Source organism: Pseudomonas sp. NFACC04-2, assembly GCF_900119265.1.
Classification (GTDB): domain Bacteria; phylum Pseudomonadota; class Gammaproteobacteria; order Pseudomonadales; family Pseudomonadaceae; genus Aquipseudomonas; species Aquipseudomonas fluorescens_AA.
In genome coordinates, this window is record NZ_FPJC01000012.1 from 175,759 (window position 1) to 200,249 (window position 24,491).

Below are 24,491 nucleotides of genomic sequence, written 5' to 3' on the forward strand. Positions count from 1 at the left end.
GCTTCTTTGCGAACAAAAAAACGCCAGTGATTACTGGCGTTTTTTTATGCCTGTTATCTTTTTATCTCATTGCGATTCAAGGCTTAAACGTTTGCGCAATTGCTGGCTGTAGCCCTGCCATTCCACGAGTACTTCTTGCTGCATCGGCGTAGACAGGGCCAGCCACTCTCCCATCGCCTCGTCAAAACTTTGCAAGGTATTAGGCGCTCCCCATTCCGGGGTGGACAGACGTTGTTGACAGAAAATTCTCCAGCGCCCCTGTTCTTCGGGATTCAAGGTATCTGGAAAGTTGCGTGCACGATATCGGAACAATAGTTCCGGCAGACGTTCATCATCGAAAGGCCATTGCGTTTGAGCCAATTGCGCCGGGTCCGCCATGCGCACTTGTTCACATAAACGCCGATCGCGATCGCCCAAGAAACCCGCGTATAACTGTTGCTCGGGATCCTCGCTGGCGGTGAAGTCCTCGCGGCCATAAATAGCCTGAAGTTTGTCCTGCCAAACTTTCTGTGCGTCAGTTAGCCGCAATGCGCGCTGTCGATAGCCCTCCATGTCCAGCTCCAGCCGCTGCTGGTCCTCGACGCGCAGCACCGACAACGGCGCGACCACCGGGCATTTGTTGATATGGATAAGCTTGAGCGGCACCGGCAACTCACCTTCGAGCAGTTCTTCGCGACGGGTATACAAACGCTGGCGCAGGCTTTCGGCGTCATGGTCCAACAAGCCCTGGGGGTCCAGGTGCAGGTCACAGACAATCAGGGCGTTGCGGTTTTTCGGGTGCCAGGCCAACGGCAATACCACGCCGATGTAATTGCGCGCCGCCGAGAAGCGACCGGAAATATGCACCATCGGCTGCAGCAGGCGGATCTGGTCCATCACCTTCTGCTTGCTGCGCAACTGGAACAGCCAGTCGTAGAGCCGCGGCTGCCGCTGACGGATCAGGCGGGCCAGGGCGATGGTCGCGCGCACGTCCGACAACGCATCGTGGGCCTGGCCATGATCGATGCCGTTGGCGGCGGTCAGGCGTTCGAGCTTGAGGCTGACGCGACCGTCCTCCTGGGGCCAGACAATGCCTTTCGGGCGCAGTGCATAGGCCGCACGCACCAGGTCGATCAAGTCCCAGCGACTGTTGCCGCCCTGCCATTCCCGTGCGTACGGGTCGAAGAAATTCCGATAGAGGCTGTAGCGGGTCATTTCATCGTCGAAACGCAGGGTGTTGTAGCCGGCGCCGCAGGTACCGGGTGCGGCCAGTTGGTCGTGGACACGGGTCATGAAATCGGCTTCGCTCAAGCCTTTTTCGGCCAGGCATGTCGGGGTGATGCCGGTAATCGCACAGGCCGCCGGGTGCGGCAGGATGTCATCGCTGGGCCGGCAATACAGGTTCACCGGTTCGTCGATTTCATTGAGCTCGAAATCGGTACGGATACCCGCCACCTGCAAGGGCCGGTCGCAACGCGGGTTGATGCCGGTGGTTTCGTAGTCGTACCAGAAGATGGAAGTCACGGGCTGTTCCTGAACTGAAGACTGGCGAAGTCTAGGCGCTCGAACCTGCCTGCGGCCAGCAGTGCTGTAACTTTTGAATGCCAGTGTGCGAGCGGTGTCGGACACTGGATCTGTGAACACTTGAGAATTTTTGTGGGAGCGGGCTTGCTCGCGAAAGCGGTGGGTCAGCGACATTGATGTTGAATGTACCGCCGTCTTCGCGAGCAAGCCCGCTCCCACAGGGATCTGTGAACACTGAGGGGTCGCAGAATGATGCAGCCAGTGTTCGCCTTCTCAATCCTGTTGCAAACCTTGAAATGACCTGCACAGTTCTATCGTTTGCCCGCACGAAGACTGCTAGCATCGGGGCCGAGATTGAATGTTCGGATCGGCCCATCACAGGTTGCCCATGCTCGAGACACCAGCACTGCAAAGGAACGCGACGCTGCCCGCGCCCCTGGACACGCGTTATCAGGTGGAAACGCCGGAGGGCATCGACCTGCCACTGCGCCCGGCGGGGCTGATGCCGCGTGCAATCGCCTTCACCATCGATTTGGGCATACGCGGCTTGGTCCTGGGTGTTTTTTTCCTGGTCCTGGCGTTTTTCGGCGAGCTGGGGCTCGGCCTGGGGTCCATCCTGCTGTTTGTCGTCAGTTGGTGGTACATGGTGCTGTTCGAGGTACTCAACCAGGGGCGTTCTCCCGGCAAGCAGATCATGGGGCTGCGCGTGGTGCAGGACGATGGCCGGCCCATCGGCTGGTCGGCGTCGTTGATCCGCAACCTGCTGCGTTTCGTCGACATGCTGCCCTTCGGCTACACCTTCGGGGCCATCTGCTGCCTGCAGCATCCGGCGTTCAAGCGCCTGGGCGATCTCGCGGCCGGTACGCTGGTGGTGTATCGCGAACAGCCGGTCAAACGCCCCGCATTGCCCATGGCCCCGCCGATACGCACACCTTTCACCCTGAACCTGCATGAGCAACGCGCCGTGCTGGGCTTCGCCGAACGCCAGGCAGAACTGTCCCAGGCGCGGGTCAACGAACTGGCCGCGATCCTGGCCGCGCCCCTGAACGTCCAGGTGCCGAACGCCACCGCCGAACTCAATGGCATCGCCCGCGGCCTGCTGGGGCCGACATGAAGCAAAGCCTGTTCGAAAGCCGCCACCAAGGAGAATGGGAGCACCTGGCCCAGCAACTCGATCAGCTGGAGCGCAACCGCAACGTGCCCCAGAGCAGTGACTTCCCTGCCGCCTACCGCCGGCTTTGCCATCACCTGGCATTGGCCCAGGCCCGGGGCTACAGCAGCTTGTTGGTGGACACCCTGCAACAACTGGCGCTGCGCGGTCACCAGCAACTCTACCGGGATCGCAGCCGACCATCGGCCAGCGTTTCGGCCTTTATCCTGGTCGGTTTCCCTCGACTGGTGCGTGAACAATGGCGCTTCGTGCTGGCCGCCAGCCTGATGTTCCTGGGCAGTCTGGCCGGCATCGGGCTGCTGGTCTATCTGTTCCCGGAGCTGGTCTACAGCGTGTTGGGCGCCGACGAAATCAGCCAGATCCGCAGCATGTATGACCCGGCCTCCGGACACCTGGGGCGCTCGGTCGAACGGGCCGCCAGCGAAGATTGGGTCATGTTCGGCTACTACATCATGCACAACATCGGCATTGCCTTTCAGACATTCGCCAGTGGCTTGATGTTTGGGCTGGGAAGCGCGTTCTTCCTGTTTTTCAATGGCCTGACCATTGGCGCAGTGGCCGGGCACCTGACCCAGATCGGCTCCGGCGCAACGTTCTGGTCGTTCGTAATCGGCCACGGCGCCTTCGAACTCACCGCCATCGCCCTGGCCGGTGCCGCGGGCCTGCAACTGGGCTGGGCCTTGATCGCCCCGGGACGCCTGACCCGTGGCGAGGCCTTGCGGCTCGCGGCGGGTAAAAGCGTGTTGATGATCGGCGGCGTGATGCTGTTCCTGCTCATCGCCGCGTTCATCGAGGCCTACTGGTCTTCCAGCGCGGTAACGCCCGCCACCAAATACACCGTGGGCGGCTTGTTGTGGCTGTTGGTCATCAGCTATCTGTCGCTTGCCGGACGGGCCCGCCATGCGCCTGAGTGATGCCACCGTCGTCATCCGCCCACGCACCACCTGGGAAGCCATGGACCTTGGCGTGTTGATGAGCCAGCAGCATCGACGCTTGCTGATGACCAGTTGGGCGATCATCACACTGCCGGTGTACCTGTTGCTGACCCTGCTACTGTGGGACTCACCGTCCCTGGTGGTGATGCTGTTCTGGTGGTTGAAACCGGCCTTTGACCGTCTGCCGCTGTACATCCTGTCCAAGGCACTGTTTGGCGAAACCCCAACCTTGAGGCAGGCCTTGCGCCAATGGCCGGCGCTGCTCAAGCCCCAGTTGCTGGCCAGCCTGACCTGGCGCCGATTGAGCCTGAGCCGCAGCTTCCTGCTGCCGGTGGTGCAACTCGAAGGGCTCGCCGGTCAGGCGCGGGAGCAACGCATACGGGTACTACTGCAACGCAACCGCGGCGCGGCGCAATGGTTGACCATCATCGGCATGCACCTGGAAACCGCCCTGTGGTTCGGCCTGATGGCCCTGTTCTATCTGTTCGTGCCGCAACAAGTCGAACTGCAATGGGACTGGGAGACGCTGGTATCGGCAGCCGAGCACGACTGGTTGTGGTTCGAACACCTGGTCAACTTCCTCTACCCGCTGCTGCTGATCTTGTGGGAACCGGTGTACGTCGCCTGCGGCTTCAGCCTCTACCTGAACCGCCGCACGATCCTCGAAGCGTGGGACATCGAACTGGTGTTCCGGCGCCTGCGCCAGCGCCTGAGCGGCATGGCCCCGGCATTGTTGCTGCTGGCCCTGGTGATTCTGCCGCTGGCGCCCCCGGCGTGGGCCGACGAAGAGCCCAACGCCCCCGACAGCCCGCGGCTGCTCAACCAGCCCCTGACCAGCGAAGCCTCCCGGGCCGGCATCAAGGCGATCCTCGAGGCCTCGCCGTTCAAGAACCCGGAGACCGTCACCCGTTATCGTTTCGGCGAAGAAACCGCCGAACCCACCGACGAGACCGAGGCAAAACCGAGCTGGCTCAAGGCCCTGTTCAAATGGCTCGGTGGCCAACGCTTCGACATCGCCGCCGCGCTGATCCAGATCGCGCTATGGGCCTGCCTGGCAGGTGCGATCGTCTGGCTGGCCTGGCACTACCGGGAACGACTCAAAGCCCTGGTCAATCGGCGGCCGACGCAACGCCTGCCCGTGGAACGAGCGGCACCGGCACACATGTTCGGCCTGGATATTCGCGAAGAAAGCCTGCCGGCCGACGTCGCCGCCAGTGTCGAACAGCTGTGGGCCACGCAACCCCGTGAAGCCTTGGGCCTGCTGTACCGGGCACTGCTCAGCCGGTTGCACCATGACTTCAAGATCCCCTTGAAACCGTCCGACACCGAAGGCCAGGTGCTGCAACGCGTCGAACAGCTCGAACAGGACAACCTGCTGGGCTTCAGCAAAAGCCTGACCCTGCATTGGCAGAACATTGCCTATGGGCATCGCCCGCCGCCGCCCCACGTGCAACAGGAACTGTGTGACAGCTGGCGCGGGTTGTTCGGTCCGGGAGCGTCTCGATGAGCCGGCACGCGGGGTGGCTGATCGGCGCCGTGCTGGCCGCCGTGGTGTGCGCATTCGGTTTTTATCTCTACACCCAGGCCGTGCCCTATGAAGAGGTCGTCGAGCACGGCCCCTCCCCGCAAGCACAGGCCAACCCTTACCTGGCCGCCGAACTGTTCCTGCGCCAGCGGGGGATCAATGTCGAGCACGCCAACAGCCTGGAGGTGCTACCCACCCTGGAGCCACGCCAGCACAGCCTGCTGCTGCTGGGCGAGCGCACCCACATGACGCCACGGGAAGTCGAACAGTTGATGAACTGGACCCGGGCCGGTGGACGCCTGGTCTTTGTGGCCGAAGCCTTGTGGGACAACAGCACCGGCAGCAGCGGCGACCTGCTGCTCGACCGCGTGCGCCTGCGCCAACTGCTGAGCGAAGACCTCAAGGAGCCCGCGCCCGAACTGATCAAGGACCGTTACCCGGAACTGACCAAGCTCTACCTGGAAGACGAAGAGGCGCCGGCGTATGCCAGCTTTGACACCGACTTCCACCTCGAAGACCCGCATAACCTGGCCCAGGCCTGGGCCAACAGCGCGGTGTCGACCCACATGATGCAATTGAACCTCGGCCTCGGCACGATCACCGTGATCACCGACGCCGAGCTGTGGAAGAACGACGCCATCGACCAGTACGACAACGCTTGGCTGCTCTGGTATTTGAGCGCCGACACGGACGTCACCTTGCTGTTCAACACCGACCACGACACCTTGCTGACCCTGTTGCTGCGCTATTTCCCCCAGGCGCTGGTGGCACTGCTGGCCTTGGTTGTCCTGTGGTTCTGGCGCTCGGCAGTGCGCCACGGCCCGCTGCAACCACCGGCCTCCCAGGCCCGGCGCCAGTTGGAAGAACACGTACAGGCCAGCGCCGGTTTCCACCTGCGCCACAACGGCCAGCAGCACCTGTTGCACGCCTTGCAACAAGACGTGCTGCGCCGGGCCCGCCATCTTCACCCAGGCTTCGAACAACTGGCCGTCGCCGAACAATGGCAGGTCCTCGCCCGCCTGACTCGACAGCCCACACGGGCCATCAGCCAGGCCTTGAGCCCACGACCGAAACAGCGTATGTCCAGCGCAGAGTTCTGCCGCCAGGTCGCCCATTTGCAAACCCTCAGGAATGCCTTATGACTGAACAGAACGAACCTACCGACGGTCAGGCCCACGCCGCCCAACAGCGCCAGCGCGCCAGTCAGTTGGCCCAGGCGATCCGCACCGAGCTGCGCAAGGCGGTGGTCGGCCAGGCCAGCGTGATCGACGATGTGCTCACGGCACTGATCGCCGGCGGCCACGTGCTGCTCGAAGGCGTTCCGGGGCTGGGCAAGACGTTGCTGGTGCGCGCCTTGGCTCGCTGTTTCAACGGCGAGTTCGCGCGCATCCAGTTCACCCCCGACCTGATGCCCAGCGACGTCACCGGGCACGCGGTGTATGACTTGCAGACCGAGCAGTTCAAGCTGCGCAAGGGCCCGGTGTTCACCAACCTGCTGCTGGCCGACGAGATCAACCGCGCACCGGCCAAGACCCAGGCCGCGCTGCTCGAAGCCATGCAGGAACGCCAGGTTACACTCGAAGGCCGCGCCCTGCCCATCAGCCAGCCGTTCATGGTGCTCGCCACCCAGAACCCCATCGAACAGGAAGGCACCTACCCGCTACCGGAAGCCGAGCTCGACCGCTTCATGCTCAAGGTGCGCATGGACTACCCGGACGCCGACCAGGAGCTGGACATGGTGCGCCAGGTCAGCCGCTCGACCCGCGCCGACATGCTCGACGTGCAACCGCTGCGCATGGTGCTGCAAGCCAAGGACGTGCAAGCGTTGCAACGCATCGCCAGCGACCTGCCGATGGACGACCAGGTGCTCGACTACGCCGTGCGCCTGGCCCGCACCACCCGCAGTTGGCCAGGCTTGACCCTCGGCGCCGGGCCCCGTGCGTCAATTGCGCTGGTCCGTTGCGCCCGGGCGCGGGCGTTGTTGCGCGGCGGCGAGTTCGTGGTGCCGGACGACATCAAGAGCTGCGCCCTGGCCGTGCTGCGCCATCGGGTACGGCTGGCGCCGGAACTGGACATCGAAGGGCTGTCGGTGGACCAAGTGCTGGGGCAGTTGCTCGATCAAGTGCCGGCGCCGCGGTTGTGAATACGCACTTCGTGGTGGAGAGACTCATTGTGGCGAGGGGATTTATCCCCGCTGGGTTGCACAGCGGCCCCCTGGTTTTGTCTGACACACTGCAAGGGGCCGCTGCGCGCCCCAGCGGGGATAAATCCCCTCGCCACAAAAGCGCGCTCTGCGTGTCTCCAATGGGAATGCACCCATGAAACCCTCGCGCCTGCTCTTGATCTGGCTCGCGCTGCTGCTGGCCCTAGGCATTGTGCTGGGCGCGCTGCGGGCACTCGGCGTGGCGGTGCCGGCGACGCTGCTGTCGATCAACTGGGGGCTACTGTTGGCCGTGCTGGCACTGGCGCTGCTCGACGCGGTGCGCGTCCGGCGCCTGCCCTCGCCCCGGCTGCAACGGCAAATGCCCGGGAGCCTGGCCCTGGGTCGCTGGGGTGACGTTCGGTTGGACATCAGCCATGACTTTGCCCAGCCGCTGCAGGTGCAGCTTTTCGATCATGTACCCGACGGCCTGGACTTCGAGAACCTGCCGCTGTCGGTCGAGCTGCAACCCGGCCAGCGCAGCCAGGTCGGCTACCGTCTGCGCCCGCTCAAGCGCGGTCACTTCACCTTCGTCCAGTGCGAAACCAACCTGCCGAGCCCGCTGGGCCTGTGGACCGACAAACGCCTGCTGGAGGCCGTCGACCACACCCGTGTCTACCCGGACTTCGCCCGGCTCTACGACGGGCAACTGCTGGCGGTGGACAATTGGCTCAGCCAACTCGGCATCCGCCAGCGTCAACGTCGTGGCCAAGGCCAGGAATTCCATCAACTGCGGGAATTTCGCGAGGGCGACAGCCTGCGCCAGATCGATTGGAAAGCCACCGCCCGCCACCGCACGCCGATTGCCCGGGAATACGAAGACGAGCGCGACCAGCAGATCATCTTCATGCTCGACTGCGGCCGGCGCATGCGCAGCCAGGACGGCGAGCTATCGCACTTCGACCATGCCCTCAACGCATGCCTGCTGCTCAGCTATACCGCCCTGCGCCAGGGCGATGCCGTGGGCCTGAGCACGTTCGCCAGCGAACAAAGCCGCTACCTGGCCCCGGTCAAAGGCACCGGCCAGCTCAACGTCTTGCTCAACACCGTGTACGACCTCGACAGCAGCCAACGCCCCGCCGACTACCAGGCCGCCGTCACCGAACTGTTGGCCCGGCAAAAACGCCGGGCCTTGGTGGTGCTGGTGACCAACCTTCGGGATGAAGACGATGCGCAACTGCTCGCCGCCGTGAAACGGCTGGGGCAACAGCATCGGGTGCTGGTGGCCAGCCTGCGGGAAGAAGCCCTCGACCGCTTGCGCCAGGCGCCAGTGCAAAGCCTGCCTGAAGCCTTGGCTTATTGCGGGACGGTGGACTATTTGAACGCCCGGGCCGAGCTGCATAAGCAACTGGCCGCCCATGGTGTGCCAACCCTGGATTCGCGCCCTAGCGAGTTGGGGGCGGACCTGGTGACCCAATACCTGGCCTGGAAAAAGGCAGGCACCGTCTAGGTCCTACAGCGAGCCAGCAAAGCTCCAGCTGACTACAGCGCCTTGCGCAACGGACTACAGATCCGCCAGAATCCGCCGGCTTGTGCACCTTGGCCTTGCCCCGTAACTTGATTCGCGTCGCTGATATCCAGCGATCGGGTTTAGTCGCCCGATGGTAAGAACGGTGTGCACAAGCGTCATCCGGTCGGGTCCCTATCCCCGCACTTGATGGTGGCTGTTCGCAGGGCGCCCTCGGGCGCGCCGGTCTTCGTTTTTCCACCGGTCGACTAACCTGCGTCCAGCCGCCACCCCTCGTTTAGTCGCGAACAGGGTGGCAGCGCCAATCATGGAAAAACGAATATGATTAAGCCAACACCCAATCCACCGCATAGCGATCCCCTGTCTCCCAACGAACCCCTCGACCCCGAAAAACTCAACCAAGCCGCCCAACGCGCCCTGGACTACTACCTCAAGCCCAACAACGGCCAGCCCGACCAGAAAACCGCCAAACACCTGGACTACTTCATCGTCGCCCCCGACGCCGACCCCGAAGGCATGCTCGCCCACACCTACGAAACCTTCTGCTCGGTGAGCACGCTGATCCTGGATTTATCCGAAGACCTGGAAGGCGCCCCGCGCAACCTGGCCCTGGCGATTCACCAGATGGGCGAGATGGGGGTGTTGTTGCTGGAGCGGATGCTGGATAACGAAGCGAAGGTTCAGCGCTGACTGACAGAACCAGAAAACGATGACGGACCTGTGGGAGCGGGCTTGCTCGCGAAGGCGATGGATCAGCAGCACAAGGCTGATTGAAGCAATCCCGCCCCACAGGCGCTGCCGACTATCTCAGACCTTTCTCACGTAGGACGAACGAACTTCACATTGACCTCACCCGTCATATTGACATCAGGATCCCCAGGCCTGTCGTATATCCAATTGAAATATATCGTGCCGGAGCGTCCATTCGCCGCCACATAAAGGGTCTTGGCGAAGTCGTGCCACTCACCATCTTGTATGCCACCACCCGTTAATTCGTGCCATCCGGTATTTCCTTGTGGAAGCGAAGCAAGCCCCACCTTAAGGTTGCCGGAGTTTCGATTATTCTTGTCTGCGCGGTACCGCTTTGTATTCACAGACAATCGGTCGCCATTAGCGGACCAGCTGTACTGCAGTTCGAGATCCGCCCAACAACCATATTCTGGGTAAGTTGCGCGTATTACGACGGTATTGGCCATGACTGCCTCCACGCTTAAAGGAGCGCTCCGGTTGACAACGCCACTAAGAGATTTCCTTGATTTACAGTAAGCGGCAGGGCTAACGCTTCGCACCTGTAAGACCTGACAGTGTCGACAAGCGGTTGCGGAGACTTGCTGGAGAGGCTTCATAACAACGAAGCGAAGGTTCAGCGCTGAGCCAGAGAACCAGAGAGCGATAAAAACTTGGGGAGCGAGCCTGCTCCGGGCGGCGATCCGACGATGACGGTGGATCCGCTTACATCAATGCTGAATGTGCCGCTGCTTCGCGAGCTCGCTCCCGCAAGGGTTCATCTGTGACAATCAAGTCCATGGCTGTCCCACAAGGTGGACTGATGTACACCCACGCCATCAAGCCGACAACGACAACGACGAATGAAGGCACTCACCCGTTGCTCGTACTCCGGCGATGCGCTGGCGAGCTGAGGCTGCCAAAAATGGCTGGCTACTTCAAAACTCTTTAGACGGGGCGAACGTATTTTACATCCACCTCCCCCGTCATATTGACATCAGTCACGTTTTTCCTGTCGTATATCCAATTGAAATATAGCGTTCCAGACTGACGATTTGCTTCTACATGTTTGAAGATGACCAGATCATGCCATTCACCGTCTTGCACGCCGTTATCAATTAGCTGCATCCACCCGGTATTTCCCTGGGGAAGTGAAGCAAGCCCCACTTTAAGATTGCCGTTCTTTTGACCGTTTTTTTTTGCCCGGTACCGTTGTGTCGTCATAAACAATCGGTCACCGGTCATTGACCATTGATATTCCACTTCAAGTTCCGCCCAGTAATCATGGCCTGCGCGTGTTGCTCGTAACGTAACGGTATTAATCATGACGCCTCCAGATAAAGAGCGTTCCGGATGGAAGCCTTAGGAACTCGTTGATTGCAGTGAACAACAAAGCTGTCGGCCCAACACCTGTAAGACATGACAGTACTGACATACGGCATCGGATGCGGATAATGTTCGAGTGACTACTGTGCGGTGCGTAACGGACGTCGCGACCGACGCCGACCCCGAAGGCATGCTCGCCCACACCTACGAAACCTTCTGCTCGGTGAGCACGCTGATCCTGGATTTATCCGAAGACTTGGAAGGCGCCCCGCGCAACCTGGCCCTGGCGATTCACCAGATGGGCGAGATGGGGGTGTTGTTGCTGGAAAGACTGCTGGATAACGAAGCGAGGGTTCAGCGCTGAAGGCCGAATGACCTGTAGGAAACAGGAAGCCCTGTGGGAGCGAGCTTGCTCGCTCCCACAAAGTCGGTAGCCCGTAATGCTCAAGCCGATTCCGGCAACGGATAGAAACTAAAATATTGCCGCAACGCATTGACCAGTTGTCCGTACTCCGGCGGCACCCACGTCAGGCTGAACCCGGCATCGAAATGCATCGGCGTCACGTCTTCATGGCACCACAGGCACCTGGCTTTCAACTTGATGTTTTGTTGTGGCCCTTCATCAGCGGGGATTTTCAGGTGCAGGTCAAAATCCGCACCGATCATCAGCGGAAGGTGGCTGATCAGCATCAGCCCATTTTCAGAAACATTGCCCAAAAAACCGATAGGCCTGTCATTGATGCCGTTAAACACTTTGAGGAAATACGGCAACTGATGCCGTTCGATTCGGCGTTCCTTGTACATGTCTTGTATCGCTTTCTTAGCGGCCACATACCGGGCCTACCGATCACTTCGGAACGAACCCAAGCGAGCCCGCTCTCCCCAATCCCGGTGCCAGACGCTGTCGATCGTCTTGGGCCTGCTTCTGCCGGTCTCAGGTGCTTCTAAAAAGGTAGATATCTAGCTCTAACTACGACTTGTACAAATATAGCCCAAGGAGGGGTGACGACCAGCCCCATGTATTAATTTTCATAAACACCATGGGCAGAGGCAGAGTGGCCAGGATTGCGCCTGGCCACGGGAGAAAGGGTCAAGAAGCAGGACGGATCGCCGCCGCACTGCGGGTCGGGTAGTGGCCCAGGCTCTGCAGGGTTTCGAGCCGGGCGCGGGCGCGGAACGCGTATTCGCTGTTAGGGTACTGGGTGATGATGAACTGGTAGGTCTGTGCCGCATCGATGAACAGCTTCTGCCGCTCCAGGCACTGGCCGCGCAGCATCGAGACTTCCGGCTGCATGTAGCGGCGGGCACGGCTGGCGCGGTCGACCTTGGACAACTCGAGCATGACCTGCTCGCAATTGCCACGGTCATAGGCCTTGTAGGCCAGGTTCATGTGGTGGTTCATCGACCAACGGGTGCAGCCCGTGACGCTCAGGGCCAGGGCAACAAAAAGCACGAATCGCATGGGAGGTTCTCCTGTCTTGAGCCCTGTATCGACCTGCCTGGGAAAATCTTCAGCCTGAAAACGCTTACCATGGCTGGCACACACCCCGTGGCAAGGGAGCTTGCTCCCGCTGGGGCGCGAAGCGGCCCTGTTCTGGGGCTGCTGCGCAGCCCAGCGGGAGCAAGCTCCCTCGCCACAAGAGCAGCACCAGGCGTTCATATATGCTGTTCATAAAGGCGTGAAAATTTTCAGGAATGTTCATTTCTAAAAACAAACGAAAAAGTAGTGCATATGAACAATGACTACACCCAAAGAGCATAGTAGCCTTCGCTGGCGCTTGAACTTGAGGAGTCTTGCATGTCCGTCCGTCGCACCAAAATCGTCGCTACCCTTGGCCCGGCCAGTAATTCGCCGGAAGTTCTCGAACAGCTGATTCTGGCTGGCCTGGACGTTGCCCGTCTGAATTTCTCCCACGGCACGCCCGAAGAACACAAGGCGCGTGCCAAGCTGGTGCGCGACCTCGCCGCCAAGCACGGCCGCTTCGTTGCCCTGCTGGGTGACCTGCAAGGTCCAAAGATCCGCATCGCCAAATTCGCCAACAAGCGCATCGAGCTGAAGATCGGTGACCAATTCACCTTCTCCACCAGCCATCCGCTGACCGAAGGCAACCAGCAGGTGGTGGGCATCGATTACCCGGACCTGGTCAAGGACTGCGGCGTGGGCGACGAGCTGCTGCTCGACGACGGTCGCGTGGTGATGCGCGTCGAGACCGCCTCCGCCACTGAACTGAACTGCATCGTGACCATCGGTGGCCCGCTGTCGGACCACAAAGGCATCAACCGTCGCGGCGGTGGCCTGACGGCGCCGGCCCTGACCGAAAAAGACAAGGCCGACATCAAGCTGGCCGCGGAAATGGAAGTCGACTACCTCGCCGTGTCCTTCCCCCGTGACGCCGCCGATATGGAATACGCCCGTCAACTGCGCGACGAAGCCGGCGGTACTGCCTGGCTGGTGGCCAAGATCGAACGTGCAGAAGCCGTGGCCGACGACGAAACCCTTGATGGCCTGATCAAGGCATCCGACGCCGTGATGGTGGCCCGTGGTGACCTGGGCGTGGAAATCGGCGACGCCGAGCTGGTGGGCATCCAGAAGAAAATCATCCTGCACGCACGCCGCCACAACAAGGCCGTGATCGTCGCGACCCAGATGATGGAGTCGATGATCCAGAACCCTATGCCAACCCGCGCCGAAGTGTCCGACGTAGCCAACGCCGTGCTCGACTACACCGACGCTGTGATGCTCTCGGCCGAAAGCGCCGCCGGCCTCTACCCGCTCGAAGCGGTGCAAGCCATGGCGCGTATTTGCATCGGCGCTGAAAAGCACCCGACCAGCAAGACCTCCAGCCACCGCATCGGCAAGACCTTCGAGCGCTGCGACGAAAGCATCGCCCTGGCGACGATGTACACCGCCAACCACTTCCCGGGCGTGAAGGCGATCATCGCCCTGACCGAAAGCGGCTACACGCCGCTGATCATGTCGCGCATCCGCTCCTCGGTGCCGATCTACGCGTTCTCCCCGCACCGCGAAACCCAGGCCCGCGCCGCCATGTTCCGTGGTGTCTACACCGTGCCGTTCGACCCGGCTGCCCTGCAACCAGGCGAAGTCAGCCAGGCAGCGGTGGATGAGCTGGTCAAACGCGGCGTCGTGCAGACTGGTGACTGGGTCATCCTGACCAAGGGCGACAGCTACCACACCATCGGCGGCACCAACGGGATGAAAATCCTGCATGTTGGCGACCCGATGGTCTGAGTGACCAAGCGCTGAAAAACAAAAGCCCTGCCATGTGAATGGTGGGGCTTTTTGGTTTTTGCCTTGAAGCCTGTGCGGTCTGGTCTGACGCCATCGCGAGCAAGCTCGCTCCCACATGGGGGGCATGAACACCACAAACCTACTGTGGGAGCGAGCTGCTCGCGCTGGGGCCAGGCCAGACGCTACAGAATTCAATGCCTGTTGATAAACCCCGACAACGCCGCAACCGCCTCGGGCGAGCGCAGGCGTTGGGTAAACAACTTGCCCTCTTCTTCAATCACCTTGCGCAACAGTTCCCGGTCCGGCGCCCTCATCAGTTGCTTGCTGATGTGCACCGCGTCGGGCGGCAGCGATTCGAAGCGCAGCGCCACCTCCCGCGCCTTGGCCAGTGCCGCTTCACCGCTGTCCAGCGCCTCGGTGGCAATGCCCCACGCCACCGCTTGTTCGCCACTGAAGCCCTCACCCAACAGCAACAATTGCGCAGCCCTGGCCTGGCCCAGCAGCCGCGGCAGGATCAGGCTGGAACCGAATTCCGGGCACAGCCCCAGGTTGACGAACGGCATGCGCAGCCGCGCGTCTCGGCTGACGTAGACCAGGTCGCAATGCAACAGCAACGTAGTACCAATGCCCACCGCCGGCCCGGCCACGGCGGCGATCACCGGTTTGCGGCAATCGAGCAGGCTGAGCATGAACTGGAATACCGGGTTATCGAGGTCGTTCGGTGGCTGTTCGAGGAAGTCGACGATGTCGTTGCCGGCGGTGAAGCAATCGCTGGAACCGCTGAGCAGCACCGCGCGGATCTGCGGGTCGTTGTCCGCCATCGCCAGGGTTTGGGCCAATTGACCGTACATGGCCCGGGTCAGGGCATTTTTCTTGTCCGGGCGGTTCAAGCGCACGGTCAGCAGGCCACGTTGACGGTCGAGCAACAGGGTTTCGGTCATGATCGGTCTCGCGTCTGGAAATCAGCGCTCAACCACGGGGCAGGAAGACGTCGGCCAGCAGTTGATTGCGCGGCAAACCAGCCAGGTACAAACGCTTGGCAAAGGCCTCGACCCGGTCGGGATGGCCGCAGAGTAAGGCCTGGGTTTGCCGGGAAACAAGCCGCAGTTGCGCCAAGGCGGGCGGCGCCTCGGCCGCGGTCAGCAGCTCCACCGAGAGGTTTTCATGCTTGGCCGCCAATGCCGCCAGGGGTTTGGCCAGATAATGCCCGGCCGTATCATGGGCCACGTGAATAAGGCGAATCACGCCTTGATGATGCTGGCGCAAGGCTTCGCGCAGGAGGCCGAACAACGGCGCCAGGCCCGTGCCAGCGGCGAGCAGCCACAGCGGCCTGTCGTGCCAGTCGGCGTCGTAGTGCAAGGCACCGCCACGCAGTTCGCCCAGGCGGATCGGGTCGCCGGCCTTCATCTGCCGGGCCGCGTCGATGAACAGGCCGGGCTCGCGACAATCGAGGTGGAACTCCAGGAAACGGTCTTCTTCGGGCAGGCTCGCCAGGGAATACGGCCGGGCCACCTCGCCGGCCCACAGCACCAGATGCTGCCCGGCCCGATACCGCAGCGGCCGCTCGGGGGTGAGGCGCAGACGCAGTACCTCACCGCCCAGCCAATCCACCGCCATCACCTGGGCGGCCTGGCCGTCCCGTTGCGGGTCGAAGGTGTGAATCCGCACATCCTCGACCACCTGGCATTGGCAGGCCAGCCGCCAACCCTGGTCGCGCTGCGTCGGGCTCAAGGCGTCGGGGCGGCTGTCGCGCACATCGCCTCCCACGCACTGCACCAGGCAAGCGTGGCAGCTCCCGGCGCGACAACTGTAGGGCACCGTCACGCCAGCGCCGTTCAAGGCGTCCAGCAGGTTACTGCCCGCCGCCACCGTCCATTGCCGACCGGCGACTGTCAGTTCAGGCATCGACGTTCTCCCAGGCGGCGGCGCAACGATTGCGGCCGTCTCGCTTGGCACGGTACAGGGCCTGGTCGGCACGTTGCAACGCGTTGTCCAGGTCATCGCCCATTTCCAGCATTGTCATGCCCGCCGACAGGCTGAGGGCGCCGACCTGCAGGCCGATCAGCTCGACTTCGGTGAACGCCAGCCGCAGCCGCTCGCAACAGGCCGTCAGGCGGTGGGGGTCGCAAGCGGGTAGCAGCATGACGAATTCCTCGCCGCCGTAACGGGCCAGTACATCGCCCTCGCGCAGGCACGCCGTGGCCACCGCGGCAAACGCCTGCAGCACCTGGTCGCCCGCGGCATGGCCATGCAGGTCGTTGATGCGCTTGAAATGGTCGAGGTCGATCAGGGCCAGGCCATGGGCGACGCCGGGCCTGAGGGTGTTGAGTTCGCGGGAGGCCAGGCGCAGGAAGTGCCGGCGATTGAACAGCCCGGTCAGCTCATCGGTGGCCACTAGGTCTTCGAGCTGGCGCATCATCCCGCGCAAGGTGTCCTGGTGCGCCTGCAAGGCAAACCGCCGCTGGCGCATGCGCTGGCGTGAGGTCTGGACGTAGCGGGCGTAAAACACCAGCCACACCAGCACCAGAAACAGCACGGCCACCTGCAACCCGGCCAGGGTGGGATCGGGAAGCCTGAAGAAGTAACCGTCCCAGAGGGTAATCGCGGCGAAGCTGATGAACACCAGCGACGCGCAGCGCACAAAGGACCGGCGCGACAGGTGGAACAGCCCGAACAGCAGGATCAGCACATAAAACACCAGGAACACGCCCCGGGCCTGGTCCAGGTGCGCCATCATCCAGGTCTGCCAGCCCAGGCCGATCAACACCTGCACTTCGGTGAGACTGGGGTCGGCGAAGCGCAGGTTGCGATCGGTGATAAACAGCGCGAACAGCCCGGCCTGGCACAGCACGACCAACACGCTGCCAATGATGACACCGCGCAACGAGTCCAGGTAATGACCACTGAAAAATGCCAGCCACAACAAAACCAGTGCCAGCGCGTACGTCGCGGCCGCCAAAGCGAAGCGTTTCAGCAAAAGACGTTGAATGGCGTTATGGGTCAATCGTTGACTCACCATGGGAAAGGAAACTGACAGGAGGCGTCCTACGCTACAGGCCAGACGCCACTTTAGTGGCGTGTAGGGCAAATGACCATTCAATTCTGGAGCAGAAAAATGGCGTCAAAGCAATGGCCCAATTGACGCAGCGGCTAGCGCACCTGATGCCCCTGTGGCGAGGGAGCTTGCTCCCGCTGGGGCGCGAAGCGGCCCCAAGATTTTGCGGCTGCTGCGCAACCGAGCGGGAGCAAGCTCCCTCGCCACAGGTTTCACTTTCCACCTCATCAATCCGTCGTGATCGGGAGCAAGCTCGCTCCCACAGGATGCCCGCCTGCGATATACTGCCGCGCCTTTTTAGCGTCGCGCCAGCATGCCCGGCGTGCCTAAGAGGTGTCGTCCGTCGACCGATGCACCCAAACGGGCGGCACCTTATTGAATGTTCCCGTCTTTAGAGAGGAGCGCGACTCATGACCGTGATCAAGCAAGATGACCTGATACAGAGCGTTGCCGACGCCCTGCAGTTCATTTCCTACTACCACCCCGTGGATTTCATCCAGGCGATGCACGAGGCCTACCTGCGCGAAGAATCGCCGGCGGCCCGTGACTCCATGGCGCAGATCCTGATCAACTCGCGCATGTGCGCCACCGGCCATCGGCCGATCTGCCAGGACACCGGCATCGTGACCGTGTTCGTGCGGGTGGGCATGGACGTGCGTTGGGATGGCGCGACCATGAGCCTGGACGACATGATCAACGAGGGCGTGCGTCGCGCCTACAACCTGCCGGAAAACGTCCTGCGCGCTTCCATCCTGGCCGACCCGGCCGGCGCGCGTAAAAACACCAAGGACAACACCCCGGCGGTCATCCACTACTCCATCGTCCCGGGCAACACCGTGGAAGTAGACGTGGCGGCCAAGGGCGGCGGCTCCGAGAACAAGTCGAAGATGGCCATGCTCAACCCGTCCGATTCCATCGTCGACTGGGTGCTGAAAACCGTTCCGACCATGGGCGCCGGCTGGTGCCCACCGGGCATGCTCGGCATCGGCATCGGCGGCACCGCCGAGAAAGCCGCGGTCATGGCCAAGGAAGTCTTGATGGAGTCCATCGACATCCACGAGCTCAAGGCCCGCGGCCCGCAGAATCGTATCGAAGAGATGCGCCTGGAGCTGTTCGAGAAGGTCAACCAACTGGGCATCGGCGCCCAGGGCCTGGGTGGCCTGACCACCGTGCTCGACGTGAAGATCATGGACTACCCGACCCACGCCGCCTCCCTGCCGGTGTGCATGATCCCCAACTGCGCCGCCACCCGTCACGCCCACTTCGTGCTGGACGGCACTGGCCCGGCGTCGCTGGAAGCGCCTCCGTTGGACGCTTACCCGGAAATCGTCTGGGAAGCCGGTCCGTCGGCTCGTCGCGTCAACCTCGACACCCTGACGCCAGAGGACGTGCAAAGCTGGAAGCCGGGCGAAACCGTGTTGCTCAACGGCAAGATGCTCACTGGCCGCGACGCGGCGCACAAGCGCATGGTCGAGATGCTGAACAAGGGTGAAACCTTGCCAGTGGACCTCAAGGGCCGCTTCATCTACTACGTCGGCCCGGTCGACCCGGTAGGCGATGAAGTCGTCGGCCCAGCCGGCCCGACCACCGCCACGCGGATGGACAAGTTCACCCGCCAGATCCTCGAGCAGACAGGCTTGTTGGGCATGATCGGCAAATCCGAGCGCGGCCCGACCGCTATCGAAGCGATCAAGGACAACAAGGCCGTCTACCTGATGGCCGTCGGCGGTGCCGCTTACCTGGTGGCCCAGGCGATCCGCAAATCCAAGGTCCTGGCGTTCGCCGAACTGGGCATGGAAGCGATCTACGAGTTCGAGGTCAAGGACATGCCGGTGACCGTTGCGGTCGATAGCCAAGGCGAGTCGGTGCACATCACCGGTCCTGCCATCTGGCAGAAAAAGATCAGTGACAGCCTGGCGGTCGAAGTGCAGTAACACGCACTGTGGCGTTATAGAAAAGGCCGGTGGGCAACAACCTCACCGGCCTTTTTTTGTGCTCACAACATTCAATATCCACCACTGATCCCTGTGGGAGCGGGCTTGCTCGCGAAAGCGGTGGGTCAGCTTGCATCAATGTTGAATGTGCCGGCGTCTTCGCGGGCAAGCCCGCTCCCACAGGATCAGGTGCAGGCCTGAAGTACATGATCGCTCGAAGCAACCGCCATGCTATCGTGCCCGCCCGACTTTCCACTGGTTTACGCCAGCATGCTGCCGACCACCCGTACCTTGCGTCTGTCGTTGTACACCCTGCTGATCCTCACCGGCGCGGCGGTTGCCGCCACCCTGGCCGTGCGCCACGCCGAACGTTCGGCCCTGGAAGAAGATGCCAGCCGTGCCAGCCAGCAGTTGACGCTGTACGCCAATTCGTTGCATACCCTGATCGAACGCTACCGCGCCCTGCCCGCCGTACTGGCGCTGGATCCGGAGTTGCGCTCGGCCCTCAAGGGACCGGTCAGCGCGGCGCAGCAGGATGCGTTGAATCGCAAGCTCGAACAGATCAATGGCGCCGCCCAGTCATCCACACTGGAACTGCTCGACCACAGCGGCCTGGCCGTCGCGGCCAGTAACTGGCGCCTACCCAGCAGCTATGTCGGGCACAACTATGGCTTTCGCCCCTATTTCATCCAGACCCGCACCCGGGGCACCGGGCGGTTTTATGCGGTGGGCGTGACCAGCGGCATCCCGGGGTACTTCCTTTCCAGCGCCGTGACCGGCGACAACGGCGAGTTCCTTGGCGCGATGGTGGTGAAGCTGGAATTTCCGGAGCTGGAGCGCGAATGGCGCCAGGGCAGCGACACCCTGCTGGTCAGCGATGCCCGGGGCATCATCTTCATCGCCAACCGCCCGGGCTGGCGTTATCGCCACTTGCAGCCGCTGACCGACAGCGACCGCGCCGAACTCAAGGCCACCCGCCAATACGACAAACAACCGTTGCAAGCCCTGGCCCATGAACCGCTGCGACGCTTCGACGACAACAGCCACCTGGCCCGGGTCGAGGCCCCCGGTGGCTTGGCGGATTACCTGTGGGAATCCTTGCCGCTGACCGCCGAAGGCTGGACACTGCACTTGCTGCGCCGTCCGCAGATCGCCTTCGAGGACCTGCGCAACGCCGGGCTCGCCGCCGCCGGGTTGTGGCTGGCGCTGGTGTTCCTGTTGCTGTTTCTCAACCAGCGCTGGCGCCTGGCAAAGTTGCGCCAGCGCAGCCGCGAAGAGCTGGAACGACTGGTGGAGGAGCGGACCCGGGACCTGCGCACCGCCCAGGACGGGCTGGTGCAATCGGCCAAGCTGGCGGCGCTGGGACAGATGTCGGCAGCCCTGGCCCATGAAATCAACCAGCCCTTGACCGCCCAGCGCATGCAATTGGCAACCCTGCGCTTGCTGCTGGATCACGGTCGGGTCGATGACGCCTACAAGGCCCTCAAGCCGGTGGACGACATGCTGACCCGCATGGCCGCCCTCACCGGCCACTTGAAGACGTTTGCCCGCAAAAGCCCCAGCGGCCTGCGCGAACGCCTGGACCTGGCGGCGGTGGTGGACCAGGCGCTGCAACTGCTGGACACGCGCCTGCGGGACGAGCAGGTCAGCACCGTGTTGCACTTGACCCGCCCAGCGTGGGTGCGCGGTGATGCGATCCGCCTCGAACAAGTATTGATCAACCTGCTGCGCAACGCGCTCGACGCCATGGCCGGCCAGCCCCTCAAGCGCCTGGAAGTGCGCCTGGAGGCCGATGATCAGTTGTGGCGCCTGACCGTCAGCGACAGCGGCACCGGCATCGCCCAGGAACACCTGGCCCAGGTGTTCGATCCGTTCTTCACCACCAAGCCCGTGGGCGATGGCCTGGGCTTGGGGCTGGCGGTTTCGTTTGCAATCATCCATGAATCCGGCGGACGCTTGAGCGCGGACAACCACGAGAACGGCGCGGTATTCTGCGTGACCTTGCCCATCGATCAGGAGGCACAACTGCATGCTTGATTCAGTCATGGTCGTGGATGACGAAGGCAGCATCCGCAGTGCCGTCGAACAATGGTTGAGCCTGTCGGGGTTCCAGGTGCAGCTGTTCAGTCGTGCCGACGAATGCCTGGCCCGGTTGCCGGAGCATTTCCCCGGGGTGATCCTCAGCGACGTGCGCATGCCCGGCCTCAGCGGCCTGGAGCTACTGGCCGAAGTACGCCGCCGCGACCCGGACCTGCCGGTGATTCTGTTGACCGGCCACGGTGACGTGCCCATGGCCGTCGAGGCCATGCGCGACGGTGCCTACGACTTTCTGGAAAAACCCTTCAGTCCCGAAGCCCTGCTGGGCAGCCTGCGCCGGGCCCTGGATAAGCGCACCCTGGTCTTGGAAAACCGGCGTCTGCATGAACAGGCCGACGCTCGCGCCCGCCTCGATGGCACGCTGCTGGGGGTTTCCCGTGCGCTGCAAAACCTGCGGCGCCAAGTGCTGGACCTGGCGGCACTGCCGGTCAACGTATTGATCCGCGGCGAAACCGGCAGCGGCAAGGAGTTGGTCGCCCGCTGCCTGCACGACTTCGGCCCAAGGGCGAGCAAGCCCTTCGTCGCGTTGAACTGCGCGGCCATTCCCGAACCGCTGTTCGAGGCGGAGCTGTTCGGCCACGAAAGCGGCGCCTTCACCGGCGCCCAGGGCAAGCGCATCGGCAAGCTCGAATACGCCGACGGCGGCACGCTGTTTCTCGACGAAATCGAAAGCATGCCCCTGGCCCAGCAGGTCAAGTTGCTGCGGGTGTTGCAGGAACAGAAGCTCGAACGCCTGGGCTCCAACCAGAGCATCCACGTGGACCTGCGCATCATCGCCGCCACCAAGCCCGACCTGCTGGACGAAGCCCGGGCCGGGCGTTTTCGCGAAGACCTGGCCTATCGCTTGAACATCGCCGAGCTGCGCCTGCCGCCGCTGCGAGAACGGCGCGAGGACATTCCCCTGCTGTTCGAACACTTCACCCACAACGCCGCCGAACGCCTGGGCCGCCCCGCCGCGCCCCTGAGCGGCCCGCAGTTGGGCCATCTGCTCAGCCACGATTGGCCGGGAAACGTGCGGGAACTGGCCAACGTCGCCGAACGCCAGGTGTTGGGGTTGGATCAACTGCCCATCCTGGAGACGGGGCCTGGCCAGTCCCTCGCGGCTCAGCAGGAAGCCTTCGAAGCCCAATGCCTGCGCGCCGCCCTGGCGCGACACAAAGGTGATGTGAAAGCCGTGCTCGAAGAACTGCAACTGCCACGCCGCACCTTCAATGAAAAGATGCAGCGGCATGGGTTGAGTCGGGAGATGTTTTTGTAGGTTTCTGTGGCGCCTGCACTGGCGCCATCGCGAGCAAGCTCGCTCCCACAGGGTTAGCGTACACCGACAAAAATGTGGGAGCGAGCTTGCTCGCGATGAGGCCAGAGCCAACACCTCCCGAATGAGCGGATTTCCGCTCATCCGCAAACGAAAACAAGCGGATTTCCGCTCACTCAACACCGCAAACCCCTCTAGACCGGCCCTCCAACCGCTGGCACAGCTCCTGCTATAGCCCTGTCAGGCTGCGTTCCCACGCGCTCCACAAAAACAATTAAATGAAGGATCCTTCAATGGACAACTCCAACGCCCTACCCATTGGGTCGGCTGCCGCGCCCGCCCGTGAAAGAACCACCGCCAGCCGGATCAAATCGATCTTCAGCGGCTCGGTCGGCAACATGGTCGAGTGGTATGACTGGTACGTCTACGCCGCGTTCTCGTTGTACTTCGCCAAAGTCTTCTTCCCCAAGGGCGACACCACCGCCCAGTTGCTCAACACCGCCGCGATCTTCGCCGTGGGTTTCCTGATGCGCCCGATCGGCGGCTGGTTGATGGGCCTGTACGCTGACCGCGCCGGGCGCAAACGTGCGTTGATGGCCTCGGTGTACCTGATGTGCTTCGGCTCGCTGATCATCGCCTTGAGCCCCAGCTACGAAACCATCGGCGTCGGCGCGCCGATCCTGCTGGTGTTTGCCCGCCTGCTCCAAGGCCTGTCGGTGGGGGGCGAGTACGGCACCTCGGCAACCTACCTGAGCGAAATGGCGACCAAGGAGCGTCGCGGCTTCTTCTCCAGCTTCCAGTACGTGACCCTGATTTCCGGCCAGCTCATCGCCTTGGGCGTATTGATCGTGCTGCAACAGTTCCTCACCACCGAACAGCTGTACGCCTGGGGCTGGCGCATCCCGTTCGCCATCGGCGCACTGTGCGCGGTCGTGGCGCTGTACCTGCGGCGCGGCATGGAAGAAACCGAGTCGTTCACCAAGAAAGAGAAGTCCAAGGAAAGCGCCATGCGCACCTTGCTGCGCCATCCCAAGGAACTGATGACCGTGGTCGGCCTGACCATGGGCGGCACACTGGCGTTTTACACCTACACCACCTACATGCAGAAATACCTGGTGAACACCGTCGGCATGAGCATTTCCGACTCCACCACCATTTCCGCCGCCACGCTGTTCCTGTTCATGTGCCTGCAACCAGTGATCGGTGGGCTGTCGGATAAAGTCGGCCGTCGCCCGATTCTGATTGCCTTCGGCATCCTGGGAACGCTGTTCACCGTGCCGATCCTCACCACCCTGCACACCATCCAGACCTGGTGGGGCGCGTTCTTCCTGATCATGGCGGCGCTGATCATCGTCAGCGGCTACACCTCGATCAACGCCGTGGTGAAAGCCGAGCTGTTCCCCACCGAAATCCGCGCCCTGGGCGTCGGCCTGCCCTATGCACTGACCGTGTCGATCTTCGGCGGCACCGCTGAATACATCGCCCTGTGGTTCAAGAGCATCGGCATGGAAACCGGCTACTACTGGTACGTGACGGCCTGCATCGCCGTATCGCTGCTGGTGTACATCACCATGAAAGATACCCGCAAGCATTCGCGGATCGTGACCGACTGATCTCAAGTCGCATGTCGAGTCCTGGCTAAGGTTTACACCTGTTTTCAGGGCTGGATCAAAAAGGGGCGAACCTGACGGGGTCGCCCCTTTTTTTGTTTCATTTGTCTGTCCCGTCCTGAATAAGGTTTACACCTTCTGATCTGTTTTTCAGGAGGACGTAATGGAATCAGCAAAAAGGCGTAGTCAGCGCGACTACACGCTGACCTTTAAATTGTCGGTCGTCGATCAGGTCGAAAAAGGCGAGCTGAGTTATAAAGAGGCTCAGGAGCGCTACGGGATTCAAGGCAAAACGACCGTTCTGACATGGTTACGCAAGCACGGTCGGCAGGATTGGAGCCCAGGCAGATACATTGGCTCGCCGAGGATGGGGTCTATGCCCGACAAAAACCGACCATTAACGCCAGAGCAACGCATCAAAGAGCTTGAAGAGCAG

Annotated in this window: 21 protein-coding genes and 1 pseudogene; 14 read left to right on the forward strand and 8 right to left on the reverse strand. The window is 62.2% G+C overall.

All coding sequences use genetic code 11. The features are described from left to right. Positions 1-66: 66 nt before the first annotated feature. Positions 67-1,503, reverse strand: coding sequence for an exodeoxyribonuclease I (sbcB, locus tag BT125_RS17665; RefSeq protein WP_072408823.1), 1,437 nt, complete (start codon positions 1,501-1,503; stop codon positions 67-69). Positions 1,504-1,891: 388 nt separating this feature from the next. Here sbcB and BT125_RS17670 point away from each other — a divergent pair, with 388 nt between their 5' ends. The 7 genes from BT125_RS17670 (at position 1,892) to BT125_RS17700 (ending at position 9,492) form a co-directional block, all read left to right on the forward strand. Beyond that, positions 1,892-2,617, forward strand: coding sequence for an RDD family protein (locus BT125_RS17670; RefSeq protein WP_072408825.1), 726 nt, complete (start codon positions 1,892-1,894; stop codon positions 2,615-2,617). Then, complete coding sequence (locus BT125_RS17675; protein ID WP_072408827.1) at positions 2,614-3,588, forward strand: stage II sporulation protein M; 975 nt, start codon at positions 2,614-2,616, stop codon at positions 3,586-3,588. The genes BT125_RS17670 and BT125_RS17675 overlap by 4 nt, the downstream gene beginning before the upstream one ends. Continuing rightward, positions 3,575-5,116 carry a DUF4129 domain-containing protein gene (locus BT125_RS17680; RefSeq protein WP_072408829.1) on the forward strand — a complete coding sequence of 514 codons (1,542 nt, stop codon included), beginning with the start codon at positions 3,575-3,577 and terminating at the stop codon, positions 5,114-5,116. The genes BT125_RS17675 and BT125_RS17680 overlap by 14 nt, the downstream gene beginning before the upstream one ends. Further along, positions 5,113-6,276, forward strand: coding sequence for a DUF4350 domain-containing protein (locus tag BT125_RS17685; protein WP_072408831.1), 1,164 nt, complete (start codon positions 5,113-5,115; stop codon positions 6,274-6,276). The genes BT125_RS17680 and BT125_RS17685 overlap by 4 nt, the downstream gene beginning before the upstream one ends. Next, the gene (locus BT125_RS17690) at positions 6,273-7,277 is read left to right on the forward strand and encodes an AAA family ATPase (RefSeq protein WP_072408833.1); all 1,005 of its coding nucleotides are present in this window, start codon (positions 6,273-6,275) and stop codon (positions 7,275-7,277) included. Before BT125_RS17685 ends, BT125_RS17690 begins: the two co-directional genes overlap by 4 nt. Positions 7,278-7,452: 175 nt before the next feature. Next, positions 7,453-8,784, forward strand: a complete 1,332-nt coding sequence (locus BT125_RS17695; RefSeq protein ID WP_072408835.1) for a DUF58 domain-containing protein — start codon at positions 7,453-7,455, stop codon at positions 8,782-8,784. A gap of 339 nt (positions 8,785-9,123) precedes the next feature. Further along, entirely contained in the window at positions 9,124-9,492 is a 369-nt protein-coding gene (locus BT125_RS17700; protein ID WP_072408837.1) for a DUF6124 family protein, read from the forward strand. A gap of 128 nt (positions 9,493-9,620) precedes the next feature. Here BT125_RS17700 and BT125_RS28885 read toward each other — a convergent pair whose 3' ends face one another. Both BT125_RS28885 and BT125_RS17705 read right to left on the reverse strand, forming a co-directional pair. Next, positions 9,621-9,998, reverse strand: a complete 378-nt coding sequence (locus BT125_RS28885) for a hypothetical protein (protein WP_139271748.1) — start codon at positions 9,996-9,998, stop codon at positions 9,621-9,623. A 478-nt stretch (positions 9,999-10,476) separates the two neighbouring features. Beyond that, positions 10,477-10,854 carry a hypothetical protein gene (locus BT125_RS17705; RefSeq protein ID WP_072408839.1) on the reverse strand — a complete coding sequence of 126 codons (378 nt, stop codon included), beginning with the start codon at positions 10,852-10,854 and terminating at the stop codon, positions 10,477-10,479. A 136-nt stretch (positions 10,855-10,990) separates the two neighbouring features. Here BT125_RS17705 and BT125_RS17710 point away from each other — a divergent pair, with 136 nt between their 5' ends. Continuing rightward, the gene (locus tag BT125_RS17710; protein WP_072408842.1) at positions 10,991-11,218 is read left to right on the forward strand and encodes a DUF6124 family protein; all 228 of its coding nucleotides are present in this window, start codon (positions 10,991-10,993) and stop codon (positions 11,216-11,218) included. A gap of 80 nt (positions 11,219-11,298) precedes the next feature. Here the strand turns inward: BT125_RS17710 and BT125_RS17715 are convergent, their stop codons facing one another. Together BT125_RS17715 and BT125_RS17720 are read right to left on the reverse strand one after the other, a co-directional pair. Beyond that, entirely contained in the window at positions 11,299-11,658 is a 360-nt protein-coding gene (locus tag BT125_RS17715) for a PilZ domain-containing protein (RefSeq protein WP_072408844.1), read from the reverse strand. 286 nt (positions 11,659-11,944) lie between these two features. Then, the gene (locus BT125_RS17720) at positions 11,945-12,316 is read right to left on the reverse strand and encodes a tetratricopeptide repeat protein (RefSeq protein ID WP_072408846.1); all 372 of its coding nucleotides are present in this window, start codon (positions 12,314-12,316) and stop codon (positions 11,945-11,947) included. Positions 12,317-12,652: 336 nt separating this feature from the next. On the opposite strand from BT125_RS17720, the gene pyk reads away from it, so the two are divergent. Continuing rightward, complete coding sequence (pyk, locus tag BT125_RS17725) at positions 12,653-14,104, forward strand: pyruvate kinase (protein WP_072408848.1); 1,452 nt, start codon at positions 12,653-12,655, stop codon at positions 14,102-14,104. A 191-nt stretch (positions 14,105-14,295) separates the two neighbouring features. Here the strand turns inward: pyk and BT125_RS17730 are convergent, their stop codons facing one another. The 3 genes from BT125_RS17730 to BT125_RS17740 are packed head-to-tail and all read right to left on the reverse strand — an operon-like array spanning position 14,296 to position 17,108. Further along, positions 14,296-15,045 (reverse strand): enoyl-CoA hydratase, encoded by a 750-nt coding sequence (locus BT125_RS17730; protein ID WP_072408850.1) that lies wholly within the window; start codon positions 15,043-15,045, stop codon positions 14,296-14,298. 28 nt (positions 15,046-15,073) lie between these two features. Beyond that, complete coding sequence (locus BT125_RS17735; RefSeq protein ID WP_072408852.1) at positions 15,074-16,009, reverse strand: iron-sulfur-binding ferredoxin reductase; 936 nt, start codon at positions 16,007-16,009, stop codon at positions 15,074-15,076. Then, a complete protein-coding gene (locus BT125_RS17740) occupies positions 16,002-17,108 on the reverse strand; it encodes a GGDEF domain-containing protein (RefSeq protein WP_072408867.1) in 1,107 nt (368 codons plus the stop codon). The genes BT125_RS17735 and BT125_RS17740 overlap by 8 nt, the downstream gene beginning before the upstream one ends. A 461-nt stretch (positions 17,109-17,569) precedes the next feature. Between BT125_RS17740 and BT125_RS17745 the strand changes: the two genes are divergently transcribed. The 5 genes and pseudogenes from BT125_RS17745 to BT125_RS29695 all read left to right on the forward strand — a co-directional run. Beyond that, positions 17,570-19,093: a fumarate hydratase gene (locus tag BT125_RS17745; RefSeq protein WP_060740866.1), complete on the forward strand. Its 1,524-nt coding sequence runs from the start codon at positions 17,570-17,572 to the stop codon at positions 19,091-19,093. A 270-nt stretch (positions 19,094-19,363) separates the two neighbouring features. After that, the gene (locus tag BT125_RS17750) at positions 19,364-21,130 is read left to right on the forward strand and encodes a sensor histidine kinase (RefSeq protein ID WP_072408869.1); all 1,767 of its coding nucleotides are present in this window, start codon (positions 19,364-19,366) and stop codon (positions 21,128-21,130) included. Further along, positions 21,123-22,448, forward strand: a complete 1,326-nt coding sequence (locus BT125_RS17755) for a sigma-54-dependent transcriptional regulator (protein WP_072408854.1) — start codon at positions 21,123-21,125, stop codon at positions 22,446-22,448. Before BT125_RS17750 ends, BT125_RS17755 begins: the two co-directional genes overlap by 8 nt. Positions 22,449-22,738: 290 nt before the next feature. Further along, complete coding sequence (locus BT125_RS17760; RefSeq protein ID WP_072408856.1) at positions 22,739-24,058, forward strand: MFS transporter; 1,320 nt, start codon at positions 22,739-22,741, stop codon at positions 24,056-24,058. 160 nt (positions 24,059-24,218) lie between these two features. Further along, positions 24,219-24,491 (forward strand): annotated as a pseudogene (locus tag BT125_RS29695) (IS3 family transposase); the annotation flags it as partial.

What these genes read in the sequence shown, in the direction of transcription:
- BT125_RS17670 (WP_072408825.1), top strand. Translation starts at nt 1,892, where the DNA reads ATGCTCGAGACACCAGCACTGCAAAGGAACGCGACGCTGCCCGCGCCC.
- BT125_RS17675 (WP_072408827.1), top strand. Translation starts at nt 2,614, where the DNA reads ATGAAGCAAAGCCTGTTCGAAAGCCGCCACCAAGGAGAATGGGAGCAC.
- BT125_RS17680 (WP_072408829.1), top strand. Translation starts at nt 3,575, where the DNA reads ATGCGCCTGAGTGATGCCACCGTCGTCATCCGCCCACGCACCACCTGG.
- BT125_RS17685 (WP_072408831.1), top strand. Translation starts at nt 5,113, where the DNA reads ATGAGCCGGCACGCGGGGTGGCTGATCGGCGCCGTGCTGGCCGCCGTG.
- BT125_RS17690 (WP_072408833.1), top strand. Translation starts at nt 6,273, where the DNA reads ATGACTGAACAGAACGAACCTACCGACGGTCAGGCCCACGCCGCCCAA.
- BT125_RS17695 (WP_072408835.1), top strand. Translation starts at nt 7,453, where the DNA reads ATGAAACCCTCGCGCCTGCTCTTGATCTGGCTCGCGCTGCTGCTGGCC.
- BT125_RS17700 (WP_072408837.1), top strand. Translation starts at nt 9,124, where the DNA reads ATGATTAAGCCAACACCCAATCCACCGCATAGCGATCCCCTGTCTCCC.
- BT125_RS28885 (WP_139271748.1), bottom strand. Translation starts at nt 9,998, where the DNA reads ATGGCCAATACCGTCGTAATACGCGCAACTTACCCAGAATATGGTTGT.
- BT125_RS17705 (WP_072408839.1), bottom strand. Translation starts at nt 10,854, where the DNA reads ATGATTAATACCGTTACGTTACGAGCAACACGCGCAGGCCATGATTAC.
- BT125_RS17715 (WP_072408844.1), bottom strand. Translation starts at nt 11,658, where the DNA reads ATGTACAAGGAACGCCGAATCGAACGGCATCAGTTGCCGTATTTCCTC.
- BT125_RS17720 (WP_072408846.1), bottom strand. Translation starts at nt 12,316, where the DNA reads ATGCGATTCGTGCTTTTTGTTGCCCTGGCCCTGAGCGTCACGGGCTGC.
- pyk (WP_072408848.1), top strand. Translation starts at nt 12,653, where the DNA reads ATGTCCGTCCGTCGCACCAAAATCGTCGCTACCCTTGGCCCGGCCAGT.
- BT125_RS17730 (WP_072408850.1), bottom strand. Translation starts at nt 15,045, where the DNA reads ATGACCGAAACCCTGTTGCTCGACCGTCAACGTGGCCTGCTGACCGTG.
- BT125_RS17735 (WP_072408852.1), bottom strand. Translation starts at nt 16,009, where the DNA reads ATGCCTGAACTGACAGTCGCCGGTCGGCAATGGACGGTGGCGGCGGGC.
- BT125_RS17745 (WP_060740866.1), top strand. Translation starts at nt 17,570, where the DNA reads ATGACCGTGATCAAGCAAGATGACCTGATACAGAGCGTTGCCGACGCC.
- BT125_RS17750 (WP_072408869.1), top strand. Translation starts at nt 19,364, where the DNA reads ATGCTGCCGACCACCCGTACCTTGCGTCTGTCGTTGTACACCCTGCTG.
- BT125_RS17755 (WP_072408854.1), top strand. Translation starts at nt 21,123, where the DNA reads ATGCTTGATTCAGTCATGGTCGTGGATGACGAAGGCAGCATCCGCAGT.
- BT125_RS17760 (WP_072408856.1), top strand. Translation starts at nt 22,739, where the DNA reads ATGGACAACTCCAACGCCCTACCCATTGGGTCGGCTGCCGCGCCCGCC.